This is a genomic window from Lacinutrix sp. Hel_I_90 (assembly GCF_000934685.1).
Lineage (GTDB): Bacteria > Bacteroidota > Bacteroidia > Flavobacteriales > Flavobacteriaceae > Lacinutrix.
In genome coordinates, this window is sequence record NZ_JYNQ01000001.1 from 3280261 (window position 1) to 3298245 (window position 17985).

General features: G+C 33.9%; 18 protein-coding genes and 1 other RNA gene. 16 read left to right on the top strand and 3 right to left on the bottom strand.

Annotation, left to right across the window (positions count from 1 at the left end; all coding sequences use genetic code 11):
- Window positions 1-67: 67 nt before the first annotated feature.
- Genes GQ46_RS14510 through GQ46_RS14535 form a run of 6 tightly spaced genes read left to right on the top strand, consistent with a single transcriptional unit; the run spans window position 68 to window position 4278 of the window.
- Window positions 68-292: a hypothetical protein gene (locus tag GQ46_RS14510; RefSeq protein WP_156133241.1), complete on the top strand. Its 225-nt coding sequence runs from the start codon at window positions 68-70 to the stop codon at window positions 290-292.
- Complete coding sequence (locus GQ46_RS14515) at window positions 292-1671, top strand: hypothetical protein (RefSeq protein WP_044403406.1); 1380 nt, start codon at window positions 292-294, stop codon at window positions 1669-1671. Before GQ46_RS14510 ends, GQ46_RS14515 begins: the two co-directional genes overlap by 1 nt.
- Complete coding sequence (locus GQ46_RS17255; RefSeq protein WP_052503497.1) at window positions 1671-2609, top strand: DUF6712 family protein; 939 nt, start codon at window positions 1671-1673, stop codon at window positions 2607-2609. Before GQ46_RS14515 ends, GQ46_RS17255 begins: the two co-directional genes overlap by 1 nt.
- Window positions 2609-2929, top strand: a complete 321-nt coding sequence (locus tag GQ46_RS14525) for a hypothetical protein (protein ID WP_044403407.1) — start codon at window positions 2609-2611, stop codon at window positions 2927-2929. Before GQ46_RS17255 ends, GQ46_RS14525 begins: the two co-directional genes overlap by 1 nt.
- Entirely contained in the window at window positions 2922-3830 is a 909-nt protein-coding gene (locus tag GQ46_RS14530) for a hypothetical protein (RefSeq protein WP_044403408.1), read from the top strand. The genes GQ46_RS14525 and GQ46_RS14530 overlap by 8 nt, the downstream gene beginning before the upstream one ends.
- On the top strand, window positions 3817-4278 hold the full coding sequence (locus GQ46_RS14535) for a hypothetical protein (protein ID WP_044403409.1): 462 nt from the start codon (window positions 3817-3819) through the stop codon (window positions 4276-4278). The genes GQ46_RS14530 and GQ46_RS14535 overlap by 14 nt, the downstream gene beginning before the upstream one ends.
- 341 nt (window positions 4279-4619) lie before the next feature.
- On the opposite strand, the gene GQ46_RS14540 is transcribed toward GQ46_RS14535, so the two are convergent.
- Complete coding sequence (locus GQ46_RS14540) at window positions 4620-4835, bottom strand: hypothetical protein (RefSeq protein ID WP_044403410.1); 216 nt, start codon at window positions 4833-4835, stop codon at window positions 4620-4622.
- 122 nt (window positions 4836-4957) lie between these two features.
- On the opposite strand from GQ46_RS14540, the gene GQ46_RS14545 reads away from it, so the two are divergent.
- The 7 genes from GQ46_RS14545 to GQ46_RS14575 all read left to right on the top strand — a co-directional run bounded on the left by GQ46_RS14545 (window position 4958) and on the right by GQ46_RS14575 (window position 13572).
- A complete protein-coding gene (locus tag GQ46_RS14545; RefSeq protein WP_052503498.1) occupies window positions 4958-5500 on the top strand; it encodes a phage antirepressor N-terminal domain-containing protein in 543 nt (180 codons plus the stop codon).
- 407 nt (window positions 5501-5907) lie between these two features.
- Complete coding sequence (locus tag GQ46_RS14555; protein WP_044403413.1) at window positions 5908-6285, top strand: hypothetical protein; 378 nt, start codon at window positions 5908-5910, stop codon at window positions 6283-6285.
- Window positions 6285-9353: a hypothetical protein gene (locus tag GQ46_RS14560; RefSeq protein WP_044403415.1), complete on the top strand. Its 3069-nt coding sequence runs from the start codon at window positions 6285-6287 to the stop codon at window positions 9351-9353. Before GQ46_RS14555 ends, GQ46_RS14560 begins: the two co-directional genes overlap by 1 nt.
- A 4-nt stretch (window positions 9354-9357) precedes the next feature.
- Entirely contained in the window at window positions 9358-11256 is a 1899-nt protein-coding gene (locus GQ46_RS14565; RefSeq protein ID WP_044403417.1) for a BACON domain-containing protein, read from the top strand.
- Window positions 11253-13043, top strand: a complete 1791-nt coding sequence (locus GQ46_RS14570) for a hypothetical protein (protein WP_044403419.1) — start codon at window positions 11253-11255, stop codon at window positions 13041-13043. Before GQ46_RS14565 ends, GQ46_RS14570 begins: the two co-directional genes overlap by 4 nt.
- A 54-nt stretch (window positions 13044-13097) precedes the next feature.
- Complete coding sequence (locus GQ46_RS17805) at window positions 13098-13253, top strand: hypothetical protein (RefSeq protein ID WP_156133243.1); 156 nt, start codon at window positions 13098-13100, stop codon at window positions 13251-13253.
- A 91-nt stretch (window positions 13254-13344) separates the two neighbouring features.
- Window positions 13345-13572: a hypothetical protein gene (locus tag GQ46_RS14575; RefSeq protein ID WP_044403421.1), complete on the top strand. Its 228-nt coding sequence runs from the start codon at window positions 13345-13347 to the stop codon at window positions 13570-13572.
- A gap of 18 nt (window positions 13573-13590) precedes the next feature.
- Here the strand turns inward: GQ46_RS14575 and GQ46_RS14580 are convergent, their stop codons facing one another.
- The gene (locus GQ46_RS14580) at window positions 13591-14757 is read right to left on the bottom strand and encodes a site-specific integrase (protein ID WP_044403422.1); all 1167 of its coding nucleotides are present in this window, start codon (window positions 14755-14757) and stop codon (window positions 13591-13593) included.
- A 114-nt stretch (window positions 14758-14871) separates the two neighbouring features.
- Window positions 14872-15266: a transfer-messenger RNA gene (gene ssrA / locus GQ46_RS17485) on the bottom strand.
- A 332-nt stretch (window positions 15267-15598) separates the two neighbouring features.
- On the opposite strand from ssrA, the gene GQ46_RS14590 reads away from it, so the two are divergent.
- The 3 genes from GQ46_RS14590 to GQ46_RS14600 all read left to right on the top strand — a co-directional run bounded on the left by GQ46_RS14590 (window position 15599) and on the right by GQ46_RS14600 (window position 17948).
- The gene (locus tag GQ46_RS14590) at window positions 15599-15811 is read left to right on the top strand and encodes a DUF2945 domain-containing protein (RefSeq protein ID WP_044403426.1); all 213 of its coding nucleotides are present in this window, start codon (window positions 15599-15601) and stop codon (window positions 15809-15811) included.
- Between the two features lie 83 nt (window positions 15812-15894).
- On the top strand, window positions 15895-17103 hold the full coding sequence (locus GQ46_RS14595; RefSeq protein ID WP_044403428.1) for an NAD(P)-dependent oxidoreductase: 1209 nt from the start codon (window positions 15895-15897) through the stop codon (window positions 17101-17103).
- Between the two features lie 14 nt (window positions 17104-17117).
- Window positions 17118-17948 carry an SDR family oxidoreductase gene (locus tag GQ46_RS14600; protein ID WP_044403429.1) on the top strand — a complete coding sequence of 277 codons (831 nt, stop codon included), beginning with the start codon at window positions 17118-17120 and terminating at the stop codon, window positions 17946-17948.
- The last annotated feature ends 37 nt before the right edge of the window (window positions 17949-17985 follow it).

Below are 17985 nucleotides of genomic sequence, written 5' to 3' on the forward strand. Positions count from 1 at the left end.
ATAAGATTAATATTGTTATATGTTAGATAATAAAGTATACAGCAACTATGCCGATGCATTCAATGATATGCATCGCTTAACAGAGTTGAACACACCGTTTAAGCTGTCATACAGACGTGTTAACGGCACTATAAGAATTGTGCCTTCAGCATTACTGCGTAAACAAACACCTAAGCACAAGGATGCAATGGCTCCTTATAAGTTTAATTATATCGATCAACAAAACGATCAGCTTGGCACCGCATACATACCGCTGCTTATTGCTGTGAATGATAAACAAATACAAATATAATGAGCAACACCCACAGACTAAGTAAAGACTCTTATCTCTCGCTATCAGGAAACAATCTTAATTACTATGAGGTGACAGGTCGTGGTGCATCTGGTGAAGAGTCAGGAGGCAAGGAAACCTTTTCAGATTGGAGTGAGAACACTTTAGATATAGGAGAGTTCAAGGTTATACCCTTTGGTAAGGCTAATGATATACCTAACCAAATACAGGATGCTGTACTACCTAACTCTTTTGCGCAAAGATCTCTTAAGAGAAAGGTGGAGTTACTTATTGAGCAGGGGCCATACTTGTACGAATTAAAGCAAGACGGTACAAAATACCTTAGAGAGCCTGTAGAAGACCAGAAGCTTCAGGATTGGCTTGAGAACATCAATCATGAAGAGTTATTGCATGCTAATTCTATAGATTATTATTTTCAAGAGTCTACATTTAATAAAATCTTTAGATCTAAACAGGGTAGACTTAACACGTCTTCACCTGCAGCAATTGAGCACGTTTCAGCATTTAGTTGTCGTTTAGCTTATAAAAAGAATGATAAAAGAAAAAAACCAACACATGTAATCGTTGGTGATTGGGTTAAGCAAGATAAAAAGGAGATGGTGGTTTATCCATTGTACGACCCTAAAGAACCAGGAAAATATCCAGTGTCTATATTTTATAAAAAGTTCGCCACATACGGCATGCTTGATTATCCTTTACCAGACATCTATGGTAGTTTAGAGTGGATAAAAAACACAACAAACACCCCTAGAATCTTTAATGCATTTATAGAAAATTCTTTAAATATTAAATGGCACATACAGTCTCCATCTAAGTATTGGGATGAAAAAAGAGACATTTTAAAGCAAAATTGCCAAGCAGAAAACAAAATTTATAAGGAGCAAATGCTTGAGGACTTAAAGACCGAAATACTGGACAGTTTATCAAGTCTTTTATCTGGCGTGGACAACGTTGGTAAGTTTTGGCATAATGAATACGTTATCACCCTAATTGGAGCGAATGCTGTAGAACTAGGCTGGAAGATTACCCCTATTGAACAAAAAACAAAGGAATGGGTAGAAAGTCAAATTAAAATGTACGATACGGCAAAATTTGCCATGCAAGCAGGTGTTGGGCTTCATGCATCACTTTTAATGGTTGGAGCAGATGGTAAAAGCGACTCGGGAAGCGAGCAATTAAATGCGTATATCATTCACCAAAAAACGGCAACATCTATACCTGAATATTATGTTTGCAACCCTATAAACCACCTGTTAAAAGTCATTTTTAAAACAAATGTAAAAGTTGGTTTTTATAGGACCACTCCAGAGCGTCAACAAGACATCACAAATGGACAAAGATTAATACCAACCACAGCAGCTAAAACCCCACAGGAATAATGAAGTTACTTTTTAATAACGAAAATAAAGGTCAGGCAGAACTTAAAGAGATATTAGGTTTTTTAGATGCAGATTTCACTTATTCTAAATTGGAGTCAGACATTACGATAAACACGCCTTACTTAATTGATCTTATAAGTGAAGCCGTTTATAATAAGATTCATGTATTTTATTTAGATAGAACCACGCAAACAGGCGAAGCCCTAATTAATTACAACACGGCGCTTAAATATGTTCAAATTTATATAGCCTCAATGGCTTATCTTGATTTTGCACCAAATAACGATTTGTCGCATTCAAATACTGGACGAAAAAACAGTACTGAAGACTCAGAAAAATTGGCTTGGGAATGGCAGATTAACATGGATGCTTCTAACACTAAGAAGCGTGCTTATAAATCACTCGATTTGCTCTTTATATTATTAGATAAACTAGAGTGGCCAGAATGGACAGCCAGTGATGCCTACAAAACGGCAAACAAACTATTCATTAAAAACACTAACCAATTCGATAAAGTATTCCCTATTAATAAGTCTGGGCAGTTGTACTACCGTTTAGTGCCGTTCATGGAAGATTTTGAGAATGACGATATAAACGCAATCATTTCAGAAACCGAGTCTATTGCTTTAAAAGCAGCAGCAGCACCAAACGAAACACAAAAAAAGCTATTAATAATTATTCGAAAAGCGATTGGTTATTTAACGCTTGCAAAGGCATTTAAAACGTTTCCTGTAGAGATGTTTGCAGAAGGCATGTTGTTTAATGAAAACACGCGCATGAAGTCTCAAGCAAGAGCAGAAGTAATGCTGTTTCTTGAAGAAGAAGGTAAAAAACATCTTAAAAAATTAGAATACGAGTACAACCAACAAAATCAAACATTCGAAACTATTAACACAACGTCAGGATTAGAAGCTGACAAAAAATACGTAAATCTATAATGATAAAAGCAATCAAAAAGTTCTTCAAATTTATTTACTGGGTATTATACACTCAAACACCAAAAGGTAAAAAGGAAAATATAATGGACACCGCTTTCCAAAATATTAGCGCATCTAATAGCGCCAAGTTTTCAGTTATAGGCACGGCGAACAAATTGCTACGCTCAAAAAAAATATTAGCCTTCCATAAAGGCAAATCTATATCCAAATCGAAGCGATCAAACTACGAAGTGATAAAGCAGTCTAAAACAAAACATGATGCAGAATTAGACAATGTAGGTGTTAAATTATCTAAATCAGGAAAGTTTCAAAATGCATAAAATAGAATTCATAGAAAACAAAACCGTTTTACATTTCCCTGAGAGCGCTCTAGAGTTTTCTAGCGATCAATTAATTGCGTTTTCTAAAAATCTATTGCTGTACCAAGGCGAGCACATAGCCTATACACAATTTTGCACCAGTATTACCTATTCGTTTTTAAACCTGGTTAGAACCGCAGATTTAGAGAAGGAAGAAAACCTTCCGGTTATAGAAAATGTAAACACGATATCAAGATTGGTAAATGGGTATTTTACAACAAAAACCGAAAACCGTAAAGAAACAAAAGTGATCAATATGGATTTTTACGTACAAAAACTTCCATTAATTGAAATAGATGGACATAAATTCTACGGACCATCAGATGCGCTGTTTAATACTACCTATGGCGAGTACTTAAAGCTAATACATCACTTTAATGCTTTTGCATCTACAGCAGACGAAAACGAACTCAATAATTTAATAGCAACCATCTATAGGCCAGAAAAGGAGAATTATAAATCCGTTAAGACAAAAATTGATTACGATGGTGATAGGCGAAGAAAATACAACCCTAACCTAACACCAATTTATGCCGATATCCTTTCAGCTTTAAATTACGAAACCAAATACGCTATTTTCTTATTCGTGTCTTCATGTCAAAATTATATTGCCAACTGTAGCAGTTTAGATATTGGCTCAGGCAACACAGTAGACCTGTCTATACTTTTTAATAGCACTAGCACAGAAACTAACAATAATAGTATTGGCATGTTAGGAACGCTTTATTCGTTGGCAGAAACTAAAGTATTTGGACCCATAAAAGAGGTGGCAGAGCAAAACACTTACGACATTTTAGTTTACCTGGTAAACCAAACACACGAATTCAATAAACTTAAAACCAAAAGCAATGCTACTACTTAGTGATTTAAGAGCGTTTGTAGATAATTACATTACTACAAGACCAAATTTGGAACCAGAAGTTATCGTTGTTGCAAGTGATGACGAGGCAAGTAAAATGTATAAAGAGCATGTAAATGCAAACGATAGTTGCACTTTAATAACGGTAATACCATCGCACGACTCAGACAGTAATGATGAAGACACGGCAGCTTTTAAAAACAACCTCTCATTTATAATAGTAAAAAAAACAGATGCCACAGGTGGTAATGATCTTAAGCTAGATAATTATCAATTATGCCAATTAGAAATGCTGGCATTGTCACTTAAAATAAAGGCGCTTATTAATCAATTTGGAGAAGACTGCGTATTTAAGGACTTAGACATTAACTCCATACAAATAACACCGGTAAACAATTACTTTAGTGGTAATGGCTACATCATGGATGTTACTAATAAAACAGATTTTTAATTATGAACGGACGCTAATTGGCGTCCGTTCATAATTAAAAAATATAACATAAAAGCTTCTTTATTAATATTCAATTTACTCCAAAAAGAGTAAATTGAATTGCAAAAAAAATATTAAATATTTAGAAGAAGAAATTATTCCCCTCTATTTAGAGGGGGAATAATTGATAATAAGAGGAAGAAATGGGATTTATTTTAATAGACTTTTATCCACCCCGTATGGGGGGAATAAACTAGTTTTTTCATTTAGAATTTCGTGTAACCTCAATATGATATTCTTCATATTCATACTTGGTCAGTTATATACCCTGAGGGTTATAACTGGATATCATATTACTCTATTTATTTAGCTTTGGTTATTTGAATATGATATTGTTTATCTTCTACTTCAAAAACAACTTTATTAGTTTTCTTCATTTTTGGATATAATTTATAATAGTGCCAAAAAGAAGGCTCTATTGCTGCGAAATTATCTCTAAAACTCTTCAAATTAGTATCTGCATAAATAACCTCGTTATTTAAAACCGCTGTTATTATTTGTGATGTTTGTTTATTCATATTCCAAATATATACATGATATTACAATATTAATAGAATAATCGCGAATATTTTATTAAAAAACATTGTTTAATAAAATAATCTTTATATATTTGGTAAATATTAATTCAATAAATAATATTATGACTGATCAAACAATTACAGTAAACGAAAAAGAAATTATTATTTCAACAAATGGAATCGAAAAGTATGTTGCAATTAAACCAATTTGTGAAGCAATAGGAGTTGATTATTCTTCTCAATTAAAGAAGATAAAAGAAGACCCTATTTTAGGTTCAACTGTGGTGCTGACCACCACAGTTGGAGCAGATGAAAACAAAAGAAAAATGCAAACTTTACCATTGAGATATATTTTTGGCTGGTTGTTTAGAATTGATTCTAGGAACGTAAAAGAAGACATTAGAGATAATGTTGAAAAATATCAAAAAGAATGTTATGATGTGCTTTTTGATACTTTTACAAAACGTAATTCTATTTTAAAGGAAAAAACGAATTATCAAATACAAATAGAGCAATTAGAATCTAATTGGAAGTTAACCGATGATTACAAAAAAATAGAAGAATTGAAAAAGCTTCAAAAAAATGCTTCAAAACGCTTAAATAGTCTAGACAAGAATGTAGTTGAAGAGCAACTAGATTTATTTAAAAAAGAAGAATCAATTTAAATTTTCATATATTTACAATTCCAAAACAAGAATACAATGATTTTCAAAAACAAAATTTTAACAATACGGCAGGAGTTCGGCAACGGTAACGTTCCGACAGTTTCTTTTAATACTTCGGTATTCTTGTACTGGGAAACTCCTGCTTTTTTTAATCTTCATAATTATGAATCCAAAACAAGAAAAAAACGAAGAAAACAAAAAGAAGCCATCAGCATTCAATCTCCTTATGCAATTAGGCACGCTAAACAAGTACAAAGATTTTTATTCAAATGATGAATATGTATATCTAATGTCCTCATTCCGTCATGATTTAAAATTTTTATAACAAATTTCACAACCCACTAAACACACTTAGTGGGTTTTTTTATGTCCTTTTAGCAAGCTATATATAGTGGTAAAATTGCTATATGGAGATTATAGGCAACTCAACCAACGCTAAAATTATAGAGCAAAAATATATAGACCGTGTGCTTAAAGACGAGGCTAGAAATATTTTTAAAGCTCAAAAACAACTTACAGAGAGATCTAAAGCGTCACCAGAAACTAAAAAACTTATAAATTCCAAACGCCGTTTTCAAGTTTCCAATTCATCTTTAGAAGGTAGTCATGCAATGTTACAACGTTTCATAGACATGCGTAACATTCGTGGACTAAAGCGTAAACCTATTCCTGTACATAATAAAATAATCTATTACCATTTTAATAGCATCATTAATAAGCTCGCTTTTGGCTTAACAGACGACGTTCGAAACCTTATTGCTAAAGAATATAAAATAGAAAACTAATGGCTAAAAAAATTGTAGACGAAACACTCAAATTTACCGTAGTCATTAACGGCGATTCTGCTCAAAAGGAGTATGGCCAACTGGAGCGTGCTAATAAAAAGATAATTGAATCCATTAAAGATTACGAAAAGGAACTAAAAAAACTTTCCAGAGCTAAAAAAGCGAATGCTGCAGAAATTGAAGCTCTTACTAAAAAGCAGCAAGAGAACAATAAGACCTTAACAGCAAATAAGGCTAGAATGTCTGATCTCACTAAAGAAATAGGGATAAACAATCTTACTACAAAGCAGTTAGCCGCGACAAATAGGAAGTTGCAATTGCAAATGAAAGAACTAGACCCTAACACCTCTGAGTGGAAGGCGTTAAATTCACAGCTAACAAGTGTGAAGTCTAGACAAGGCGAACTTCGTTCTGCAATGTCTGGTACATCTAAAGCTATGGGGCAGCAGACTGGGTTTATTTCTAAACTAAAAAATGGTTTTAAATCTATAGTTTTCCCTATTTCTGGAGCATTACTATTTGCAGATGCTTTAAAATCTGGACTCCAGTTTACAAAGCAGTTTATTCAAGATTCTGTAAAATTAGCTATAGAGGCTAAGGGTGTGGAGTTTGCTTTTAAAGCATTAGGCAAAGAAGGAGAACTCGCTTTTAATAAAGTAAAGGCATCTACACGTGGATTATTAAGTGATCTAGAGATTAAAAAGTCTTTAGTAGAGTTCAATAATTTCAATATAAGTCTAGAAGAAACAGACACTTTGTTTGAATTTCTAGCAGTTAGAGCAACACAAACAGGGCAAAGTGTAGATAAGTTAAAGGCTTCATTAGTAGAAGGGCTTTCTAAAGAATCAAAGCTACGTATAGATAACTTGGGTATATCTACTGCAGCTCTTAACGAAGAGCTAAGTAGAACCCCAAATTTTGTGCAAGCTGTTGCTAATATTGCTAAATCAGAAGTTGCAAAAGCAGGAAGTATATTAGATGATGCCGCTAGTAGTTCTCAAAGATGGAACGCAACTTTAGAAAACACAAAACTTCAAATTGGTAACATAATAACAGGTAGTGGTGCTATTACTTTTTTTCAAAAACTTGGAGCATCAGTTTTACAAACCGTTTTCCCTTTAGAAAAAGCGAGCGAAGCTACAGAGAAGCAGAGAATGAACTTACTATTGTTAAACTCTAAAGTAAAAGACGTAAACACTTCTCAAGAAGAGCGCCTAAAAATAATTAGAGAGTTTAAGGAAAAATACCCTTCATTTTTAGCGAATATTGATGCTGAAAAAGTTACGAATGAACAACTAACTACAGCTATAAGGGCGGTTAACAACCAATTAATAAATAAGATTGTTTTATTAGAAAAGGAAGAAGAGCTCAAAAAGCAAAATAAAAAAGAAGGGGAACAAGAGCTAAGAGCTATTAAACAAGAGGATAAGTTAAGAAGACAATTAACAAAAGTAGCAGACAAATATAACTTTTCTCTAAAAGAAGGAGCTACACTAGCTGAGCAAACACAGGATTTTATAGATAAACATATCGATAACACCGAAAGGATGGTCAGGGTTAATATTAGGAGTCTAAGTTTTGAACTAAACAGTTTAAAAAATAACGCTGCTTTTTTAAAAAATCAACAGACTGAAACAGCTAGAATATTATCCGAAAGAGAAGCTCTTAAAAAGCGATTAGGTATTAGCGATGAAATACTTAATGGTCCAGTAACGGAAGATAAAGACCCGAAGAAACCAGAACTTACAGATGAGGAAAAAGAGAAAGCATTAGCGGCCTTAAAAGACTTTGAAAGAAGAAAGCTTGACTTTCAAAACGAAGCGGCATTAAAAGCTGCAGCAGATGATTTTGCACGTAAAGAATTAAAAATACAGCAGGATGCTATTGCCAGTCAAAAAGAAATAGACGCGCTAAAAATAAGCTCAGCAAAAAAACAAGAGCTAACAACTTTATTGGAAGCAGATAAGAACACTAAGCTTAATGAATTAAATTCGGAACGAGAGGCTAAAGAACTTGAGAGACTGCAATCTTTTGAAAATCAAAAACGAGAATTAGAAAATCAAATAGCATTATCTAAAGCCAATAGCAATCTTGAAAGGGAGCTTTTAAAAGCTGAACAAGATGCAGAGAAAGAGGCTTTAGAAATTGAAAGATTAACTTTTAACGAAGAGCAAAAAGCATCTTTATTGGCAGATTTAGAAACCCAAAAACTGCTTAATATACAAGCTATAAAAGAAAAATTTAGGTTAGAAGATTTAAAAAAACAGGAAGAGTACAACCAAAAACAAATTGAAGCAGAGCAAAATCTTGAAGAAGCAAGACAAAAATCTTTACAAGCAGGCGTTTCTGCTTTAGCTGATGCTTTCGATAAAAAAACCGTAATTGGTAAACTTGCCTTTCTTTTTCAAAAAGGAATGGCTATTCAGGAAATTGTTATAGCTACAGCTAAAGCAAATGCAATAATTGCATCATCGCTAGCTGCTGCAAATACAGCTGCTTTAGTTTATGGACCAGTAGTAGCACCATTAATAATTGGAGCAAACACAGCGATTGCTGCTAAAAACACAACCGCTAATAATCTAATCGCTGGCGTGCAAATAGCAGCAATTGTAGGATCTGCAATTCAAGGCTTTGAAGAAGGCCTCTATCCAATCACCAGAAAGCAAGATGGTAAAGTATATAATTCTAGAATTAGCACTAATACAGGTACTCAAATAGCAAACCAACCAACGGTTTTAGTTGGGGAGCGTCCAGAAATGGTAATAGATCCAAATACTTTTAAGCGTATGGATCCTAAGATTATAGATTACATCATGGCTTTAGCTGGAAAACCAACTATGGGTTATGAGAAAGGTCTATATAATACCAACAACTCACAATCAACGCAACCTATTAATAACGATAAAATGAGTGGGGTTTTAGAAATGGTTATGGCTACCATGAGCAGCTTAAACCAAACGCTACAAGGCGGCATAAAAGCCACAACCCTATATGGACCAGAAGAAGAGATTAAGCGCCGTAATGTCTCTAAGACTATAGATAATTTAATTAAAGAATCAAAAAACTAACACTATGTCATTTAATCCAGCAAGACCATACGCTTTTAATTTTGTACAAGGCCAGACACCTTACCCTACAACGGTTGTTTATACTCATAATCAATCGATACTAAATGGTACAATTCAATTATACGGTTTCCCTCAATGGCTTACTTATGAGAATTTAATTTTTGATTCCACAGCAAAAACGATAACATTTACATTAAAAGTTATTGAGTCGTATGCAAATAGCATGGCGCCTGGTGATTATTCTGGAATAATCATCTTAAAGTTTAGAGAAGGTTTAATTACTGTTAGAAGATCTGCTGGTGTTACTTTAAACGTTCAGCAGGTAACATTGCTAACTATAAACCCTAGTGTATTTTCTTTTTCTTATATAATTGGAGGGTCTTTACCGCTATTACAAACCATGCAAATACAGTCAGGTGCGAGTTGGAGTATAGAAAATAATGCTTCATGGTTAACACTTTCTTCTATAAACGGTTTTCAAAATGGTAGTTCACAAATAGGGGTTAACCCAATAGGCTTAACGGTTGGAGAATATTCAACAATACTAGAAATTGCAGACGGCCAATTCACAAAACAAGCAACTGTTCTTCTTAGCGTTAGCCAGGGCAATACACCTACAGACTTTTTATATGTTACTCCAGAGGCAATACAGTTTGTTTCAGAGTTAGCTGTTGCAAACACAACCCAAAAGACTATTAGCCTAGAAACCTCTCACGCTTGGACAACGGTTGTTTCTCAATCTTGGTTAGTATTATCCGCATCGTCTGGCACTTCAGGAAATACAACCCTTAATTTAAGTGTTGATAGTGCAGCGTTAACCAATACAGAAATCCCTTATTTGGGCACCATTACCTTTAATTGTCAAGACATAGAGAAAACCATTTATGTGCAACTTTATATCGTAGATTTAATTGTTTCAGGACTGCAAACAGGAGACTTTTTATATGCAGACGATAGAAACGAACTATTGGTAACAAATATTTTGGCTAATAATTTTTTAATCTTAGAATCTGTAGCATATAATGGGTTTACTAATACCTTGTTTAATTTAAGAGCACCCTACCAAAACGGTAGTGCTAAGGTTTTGCTTGGCCAAGAGGCTAATAACCTTTTAAAATCTGTTTCGCCACCAAGTGTTTTAAGTACTGGTGTTAATAGTAAGGTAAAACCATTAAGTGTAGACTATAAGGCGATAAACAAAAACCGAATTACAGACAGTACTGTGTTGGTCCAAGAGTTTCAAAACATTAAATTTTTAAAAGGAAAAACGCCAGAAGTAGTCGATAAGCTTTGTTATGCACCTAATGAGATTAACTTGAGTAAAAAAGGCGTTTTAAGTTTAAGTGTATTAGCAAATGAGGCGCCTTCAGATATAGTAATTAGTGGAGCTCATGATTTAACTTTTACAACAGCTATAGCAAATGATCTATATGTGTATAATGCCATAATAAATATGGCAGACATACCCTTAGTCTCTGGCGAGCAAATAACAGTGTCTTGGGGCGGTTTACAAGTAGTCGTTAATATTATAGATAACACCGTTGAAAGTAACATGATTGCTTTCGAAAACGAATGGGGTGAATATGAATTTTTTGAGTGCACAGGGTTTATACAAGAAGCTGTACCGGTCGATAAATTAGAAACCGAATTACAAGTTGAAGGAAAAAAACACACCAAAGTGGTTAGTATAGATGTTGGTAAAGAGTACATTTTAAACACAGGTTGGGTATTATCTCAATTAGAAATAGATTGGTTGGTTAAAATTTTGAGTTCAAAACGCCTCTTTTTATACAGAGATGGTTTACCTAACGAAATAATTTTAGAAACAAAAAGTCTTGATAAATACAAAACCAGAGAATACTACAGATCATATAGTTTAAACTTTAAAAAAGCAATTATATGATAGTTTTTACCACAAGTCTTTGGAGTTGGGATATCACTAATAAAGGATTAACTTTTAATGAATCTAGCGAGTTCTTTTCTAGCGAACAAAGTAAAAGCTTCAGTTTTCCTATAAGTGTAACAATAAACGAAGACACAGCTAATAAATTAGGATTAATAAACATAGAAGGTATTTATTATTACAAAACTAAAATTTATGGCACCTTAAAAATATCGTCTAACTTTTATGATGCTTATCTCTCAATAAATAGTGCAGTAGGAGATACTGCAAACATCACTTTTTTTTATGGCAAAGAGGTCTTAGGTGTTTTTGATAAAGAATTAAAAAACTTAAACTTTCCTGTAATAGACTCGCCTTTAGGTTTACCGGCAAAAGCCAAATCATTATTAGATTTACAATGGCCTAATACGACTCACCAGTTTGTAAAAATTTTAAGAGATGAGCTAAAGACAAAAACGAATTATAAATATTTCGAAAATTTCCTGAATAATTACAACACAGTAACCGAAGAGTTCCCTGTAAACTCATCAGAAACTATTACTAACGAGAACGAAGATCTGGAAGTTGTTGCATTCAACAGGAACCTTATGGTGCCAATGCCTTACTTAATAGAAATGTTAAGAGTGCTTTTTGCTTCAGAAGGATTAGAAATTAGAGGCGATTTTGTAAACGATGTATTTAATCACAAAATTGTTTATGTTCCTAAAAATTATTTCGAACGTTTTTCTACAACACAATACTTAGCCTATAGCTTTGGAGAATACTCGTTTCAAGAAACATTAAACGGCCAAACAATTAATGTGTATCAAAAAACGCACACCCCAGTTAATATTGGTTCTTTTTCGCTTAAAATGAAAGTTAACATGAGTAACGCCATGGCTCAGTTTTTTCAGTTAAAAGTAACCCAAAACGGAAACATACTTTATTTGGCAAACTCTATTAATACTCAGGTAAATATAAACGAGACTTTAAATATCAATATTTTAAACAATACCGTTTTTTTTGATATTGAGGTAGAACTGAAGTTAGCACAACAAACAGATTCAATAGTGAATTTCAACAGTTTCGTTTACGAATACAAAGAAGGATCTATAAATGTTTTTCCAGAAAAATACACTTTGGCAGATTTTATGCCAGACATGAAATGTCGTGAGTTTTTAAACAAAGTAAGAGAATGGTTTAATTTAAAACTGGACTATACAGACAATGCTGTTTATATTAATTATCTAGAAAAACACCTAGAAACAATAACTTTTGAAGATAAATCCCATTTACAACAGGTAGATACAAAAAGAGAGTTTAATAAAAACAACCTCTTTAAGCTTAAATATGCCAATGGTGAAGAAGTTATGGTTAACAGATTAGGCCAAACCTTTAGTGATGATGATTATACAAGTGATGAAACAGAGATTATAGATATTGAAGCTCTGCCGTTAGAGGTAAGAGAAAACTATGGTACCGTAACAGCCGTGTACCCAAAAGAAGAAAAGGACTTAATGTTTGTGCTTTATGATGGCAAACAGTTTGGTGATAACGTTGCTGTTAACCTTATTAATAATCGCTCTCTCAAGCTTATTGATATTTACAGTAAGCATTTTAAAAACTGGCTAAAGTTTAGATCTAACTCTGAGTCTTATAGCGATTCATTTGTAATGCACCATACCGAAACGCTAAACATAAGGGAAGGAATCTTTAAATACAACAAACAACACCTTATGGTTAGCATTAGAAAGAAACGCATTAACGAACAATATTGGCAGGTAGACGTAGAAGCCGAGTCATTATAACGTGCCGCGTGTATGCCACGTTGCGACTTTGAATAATTAAACAACTTAATAAAAATGGAAAAAGAAAGAGGAATAACAATAACCAATGTAGACAAGCAAAGATTGATTAAAGAACTTTTTGTTGGGAAAGTATCTGATGTATTAGGAATTGAAAAAACAACTAAATTATTAAAAGAAGCAACAGATGCTATAAACGGATCAGATGTATAGTAAAAATTAATTTATAATTGAGTAATAGCCATTAAAAAGACACTACAACAAGCTATTCTTTTTATATCGTGTTGTAGTGCGTTAATTGTTTATGCATTTAGTTAATATGCCTAAAGTTAGGGTTAAGAAATACTCTAGAGGCTGGGTTGTTGAAAGACAGTTTAAAACTTGGTATGGAAAAAAATATTGGAAACACATAGAATCTGTTTCTGGAATAGATGACCAACCTTGGTATTATAAGAACATGGGTTTTGCAATAGATGAAGCAAAAAAGCACTTTGGGTGGGATTTATACCAAGGACAATCAAGACATACCTAACGCATTATACCATCTCCATTAAAACGAAACTTTAGAGTTTTTTATATTCTCGTCGCTTGACCTCATTTCTCTTGGTGTATAACTGTCTGTTTGCATAGAGCTGTGGTGTCTTGCTTGATCTCTAACACTTATTAAAGGCACGCCATCTAATAGCAAATCTGTTATGCCGGTATCTTTTAAAGAGTACCAATGTATATTTTTAGGGAGTTCTAGTTTTTCACGCATAAAACGCCATTTTCTAGAGATGAGATCTGGGTTTATTTTTGTTGGTCCTGGTACATATCCTTTATTTGAAAACAAATAGTAATCAGCACTAAAGCCAGAAACGTGATCTTTAAGTTTTTCTAGTAATTGATTTGGTATCGTTACAAAAGCACTTTTACGGTTTTTAGAGTCTGAAGAATCTATAAATAAGGTTTGTTTTTCAAAGTTTAAATCCTTCACTTTAATTTTGGTGAGCTCTGTACGTCTTATTAAGCAGTAGTAGCAACTCAAACATAAAATTAAGAACGCTTCATCATTGAACGCGAAATACTCAAATATTTCAAGTCTTTGGGCTTCACTAATAACAGTTCTTTGCTTTGTTTTTTTATTAATCCGTTGAAACACATCAGTCGGATTATGAGAAATATATTTCTTAGATAATAAGAATTTGCAAAACGTGGTCATAAAGCCTAAATAATTGTCGCGAGTTCTGGCAGATCTGCCTTTGGTATATCTCACATAGTCCAGATAATTGCCAATAAATTCATTATCTATTTTATAACATAGCAATTCAGGTTTGCAAATAACATCTTCCAGATATTCCAGGAGTAAATTAATTTGAGATCTATAAGTTTTTAACGAGTCAAATCTAAGGTTGTCATCGTCGAATTCTATTTGAGCACGGTTTAGATAATCTTTACAAGCCACATTAACCTGAACTAATTCTTTTGTGGTCTTGTTTTCGTAGTAAGGATTCCAGCCACCTTTTAAACGCTCATTAAGCCTATTAACCATAACAATGGCCAGCTTCTTTCTGTAGGTTTTATTCTTTAAAGGTTTTACACGTTTACGTTTACGCTCAAGTTTTCCTGTGTTGGGATTTATTACATAATAAACAATCTCCCATATTTTATTTTCTCGAAGTTCGGCAGGAATGTAGTCTAGGAATATAACGACGTTAGGTCTTTCAGTTTTTTGCATTATTTTTTTTGCATCAAGAATTATCTTGTTGCAAAAGGTTATACAATTTGACACGCTTTTGACGCGCTCTTTTTATAAAAACACCTGAAACATCAGTGTTTACAGGTGTTTTCCTTGTGGAGTCGGAGAGAATCGAACTCTCGTCCAAACAAGTAATCAAATAGCTTTCTACACGTTTATTCTTTTCTTGGGTTTTCGATTTAAAGCTGGTTAAAGACAACCTACTTTAAACTTATCTTCTTTAGTTTCGAAAAGGAATCGAAGCGCTACCCTTTCTATATTGACATTTACGATATCTCAAATGGAACGCCGTCAATCAAGGCTTTCCGGAGACATAAAGCTTGCTCACCTTGTGAGCCGAGGCTTAATCCTACTATAATTCGGATTAGGCAGCTAAAGCGTAGTTATTCTCGCCGTTTAAAAAGTTGAAATAAGTATTTACGAGTATAATCTCATTACTCGACGTGCTTACTACTTCATTAATCTCGCTGTCAAAACCAGTCGACCCCATTAAATGAAATAGCAAATTTTTAATTTGCGAAATTGAATTTATCCCAAACTTGTTTTGGGATCTTATCAATAATTTACTATCGAAAAGACAGTAAATTTTTATTGTGTTACCTAAAGTTCAGACCGTCAAGACTCTCTTTTTTTGAATATATCGAAAAAAGAGGGCAAACATACCGTTCCTTTCGTAACACGCACACCAAGAAACAATACTCTTTGTTTCATGCTGTGCGAAATTACTAAAAATATTAACTCAAATGCTATGCCAAGCCCGTTTTAAATAAAGTTTAAGATAAAATAAGGGGAGGAAATAGTATTTTACTGACAAAAAAGCATGATTAGAACAGGAACTAAAGTAAAATGGACATGGGGAAACGGTACTGCAACTGGGCAGGTGAAGCAAACCTATACTAAGCGTGTTACCAAAACCATTAAACGGACTCAAGTAACCAGACATGGTGAACGTGGCAATAAAGCATTATATATTAAGCAAGCCGACGGTGCTTACGTTTTAAAACTGGAAAGTGAAGTTTCAAGAGTGGAGTAACTTTATTTGCGAAACGCTGTTAATAAAAGTATTTTAGCCAAAAAATAAGGCTTTCTACTTAGCAGAAACAAATATACTTTTCAATGAAATTTGCCATAATAAAAGAACGTAAAAACCCGCCAGACCGTCGCGTAGTATTTTCACCACAAGAATTGAAAATAGTAAAAGAGCGCTATCCGCAAGCAGAAATTGTGGTAGAATCCTCAGACATTCGTATTTTTAAAGATTCAGACTATCAGGATTTGGGTATTACCGTTTCTCAAGATGTGTCAGACGCCGATGTCTTATTTGGTGTGAAAGAAGTGCCTATAGCGGCCTTGATTCCGAATAAAAAATATTTTTTCTTCAGCCATACCATAAAAAAACAACCCTATAACCGTGAATTACTAAAGGTCATTTTAGATAAAAAAATTGAGCTTTATGATCATGAAACCATTGTGAAAAAAAATGGCGCACGATTAATAGGTTTTGGGCGTTATGCTGGATTAGTAGGTGCTTATAATGGGTTTAGAGCCTTAGGGTTACGTGACGGACTCTATAATTTACCTAAAGTAGAAGGCCTAAAAGATTTAGAAGAAGTTAAGCGTGAGCTGGACAAAATCAAACTCCCAAACCTTAAAATTTTACTTACCGGAACAGGTAAAGTGGCCCATGGCGCAAAAGAAATACTGGACTATTTAAAAATCAAACAGGTGAATGATGCGTTATATTTAACGACAGATTTTAATGAGCCTGTATATTGTATGGCCGATGTTATGGAATACGCCAAGCGTAAAGATGGTAAAGTAGGCGATAAGCTTGCTTTTTATAAAGACCCCAGTGCTTATGAAAGTAATTTTATGCCCTACGCAAAGGAAACCGATTTCTTTATCGCGGGACATTTTTATGGTAATAATGCCCCGTATCTGTTTACAAGAGCAGATGCCAAGCACCCAGATTTTAGAATTAATTTAGTTGCAGATGTTTCCTGTGATGTTGATGGCCCTGTAGCTTCTACGTTGAGAGCCTCTACCATAGCAGATCCGTTTTATGGCTACGATGCACAAACGGAAAAGGAAGTGCCTTTTAATGCTAAAAATGCCATTACTGTTATGGCCGTCGATAATTTACCGTGCGAATTACCAAAAGATGCGAGCGAAGGTTTTGGAACCATGTTCTTGGAACATGTAATTCCTGCTTTTTTTAATGCCGATGCTACTGGTATTTTAGAACGTGCACGAATGACCACACACGAGGGTAAGCTAACAGATCGTTTTGCGTATTTACAAGATTTTGTAGACGGAAAAGCGTAATTTAAATTAAAAATATGTCTCAACTAGCAGTAGTAACCGGAGCAGCCTCTGGATTAGGATATGAGTTAATGCTTTTGCTAGTAGCAGATCACTACGATTTAGTTTTAATAGATGTTGACGAAAAGAAATTAAATGAAGTAAAATCTGAAATTGAAACCAAATACGACTGTAAAGTAAGTATTATCGTTACCGATTTAAGTGATTTGAATAGTGCCACAGTCGTTTATGATCAAATTAAAAACAGAAAAATAGACATCCTCATAAACAATGCAGGGTTTGGGGTTTTTGGTTCTTTTATCAATACCTCTTGGGAGAAAGAATCACGCATGCTACATCTGCATATTTTAACGGTGACTCATTTGACCAAGTTGGTACTTCAGGATATGGTCTCTCATAATTCTGGTAAAATACTAAATGTATCTTCTTTGGCAGCTTTTATGCCAGGGCCTATGATGGCCTTATATTATGCCTCTAAATCGTATTTGCTTTCATTTTCTGAGGCGATAGCCAATGAGCTTAAAGGCACTGGGGTTTCAGTAACCGTTTTATGCCCCGGACAAACAAATACCGGATTTCAAAAAGTAGTGTCTAACGCGACCTCCGAAAATAAAATTAGCTTTAATATCGCTTGTCCGAAACAAGTGGCAGCTTACGGTTATAAAGCACTATTACAAGGAAAAGTTATTGCTGTTCCTGGGTTTTTTAATAAGTTCTTATCTAATTTACCCAGAGTTCTAACTAGAAATAGGGTTCGGACTATAGTAAGAAGTATTCAAAATAAAAACAGAGAGACAGACTGTCCTGATCATTTAATAGAAAAGAGCCTCTCAAGCGGGAAAATTTAAAAGAATTAAAAGTGAGCTTATCACCGTTTTAGAAACG

Coding starts and splice junctions, on each gene's coding strand:
- GQ46_RS14510 (WP_156133241.1), top strand. CDS start 68: ATGCATCGCTTAACAGAGTTGAACACACCGTTTAAGCTGTCATACAGA.
- GQ46_RS14515 (WP_044403406.1), top strand. CDS start 292: ATGAGCAACACCCACAGACTAAGTAAAGACTCTTATCTCTCGCTATCA.
- GQ46_RS17255 (WP_052503497.1), top strand. CDS start 1,671: ATGAAGTTACTTTTTAATAACGAAAATAAAGGTCAGGCAGAACTTAAA.
- GQ46_RS14525 (WP_044403407.1), top strand. CDS start 2,609: ATGATAAAAGCAATCAAAAAGTTCTTCAAATTTATTTACTGGGTATTA.
- GQ46_RS14530 (WP_044403408.1), top strand. CDS start 2,922: ATGCATAAAATAGAATTCATAGAAAACAAAACCGTTTTACATTTCCCT.
- GQ46_RS14535 (WP_044403409.1), top strand. CDS start 3,817: ATGCTACTACTTAGTGATTTAAGAGCGTTTGTAGATAATTACATTACT.
- GQ46_RS14540 (WP_044403410.1), bottom strand. CDS start 4,835: ATGAATAAACAAACATCACAAATAATAACAGCGGTTTTAAATAACGAG.
- GQ46_RS14545 (WP_052503498.1), top strand. CDS start 4,958: ATGACTGATCAAACAATTACAGTAAACGAAAAAGAAATTATTATTTCA.
- GQ46_RS14555 (WP_044403413.1), top strand. CDS start 5,908: ATGGAGATTATAGGCAACTCAACCAACGCTAAAATTATAGAGCAAAAA.
- GQ46_RS14560 (WP_044403415.1), top strand. CDS start 6,285: ATGGCTAAAAAAATTGTAGACGAAACACTCAAATTTACCGTAGTCATT.
- GQ46_RS14565 (WP_044403417.1), top strand. CDS start 9,358: ATGTCATTTAATCCAGCAAGACCATACGCTTTTAATTTTGTACAAGGC.
- GQ46_RS14570 (WP_044403419.1), top strand. CDS start 11,253: ATGATAGTTTTTACCACAAGTCTTTGGAGTTGGGATATCACTAATAAA.
- GQ46_RS17805 (WP_156133243.1), top strand. CDS start 13,098: ATGGAAAAAGAAAGAGGAATAACAATAACCAATGTAGACAAGCAAAGA.
- GQ46_RS14575 (WP_044403421.1), top strand. CDS start 13,345: ATGCATTTAGTTAATATGCCTAAAGTTAGGGTTAAGAAATACTCTAGA.
- GQ46_RS14580 (WP_044403422.1), bottom strand. CDS start 14,757: ATGCAAAAAACTGAAAGACCTAACGTCGTTATATTCCTAGACTACATT.
- GQ46_RS14590 (WP_044403426.1), top strand. CDS start 15,599: ATGATTAGAACAGGAACTAAAGTAAAATGGACATGGGGAAACGGTACT.
- GQ46_RS14595 (WP_044403428.1), top strand. CDS start 15,895: ATGAAATTTGCCATAATAAAAGAACGTAAAAACCCGCCAGACCGTCGC.
- GQ46_RS14600 (WP_044403429.1), top strand. CDS start 17,118: ATGTCTCAACTAGCAGTAGTAACCGGAGCAGCCTCTGGATTAGGATAT.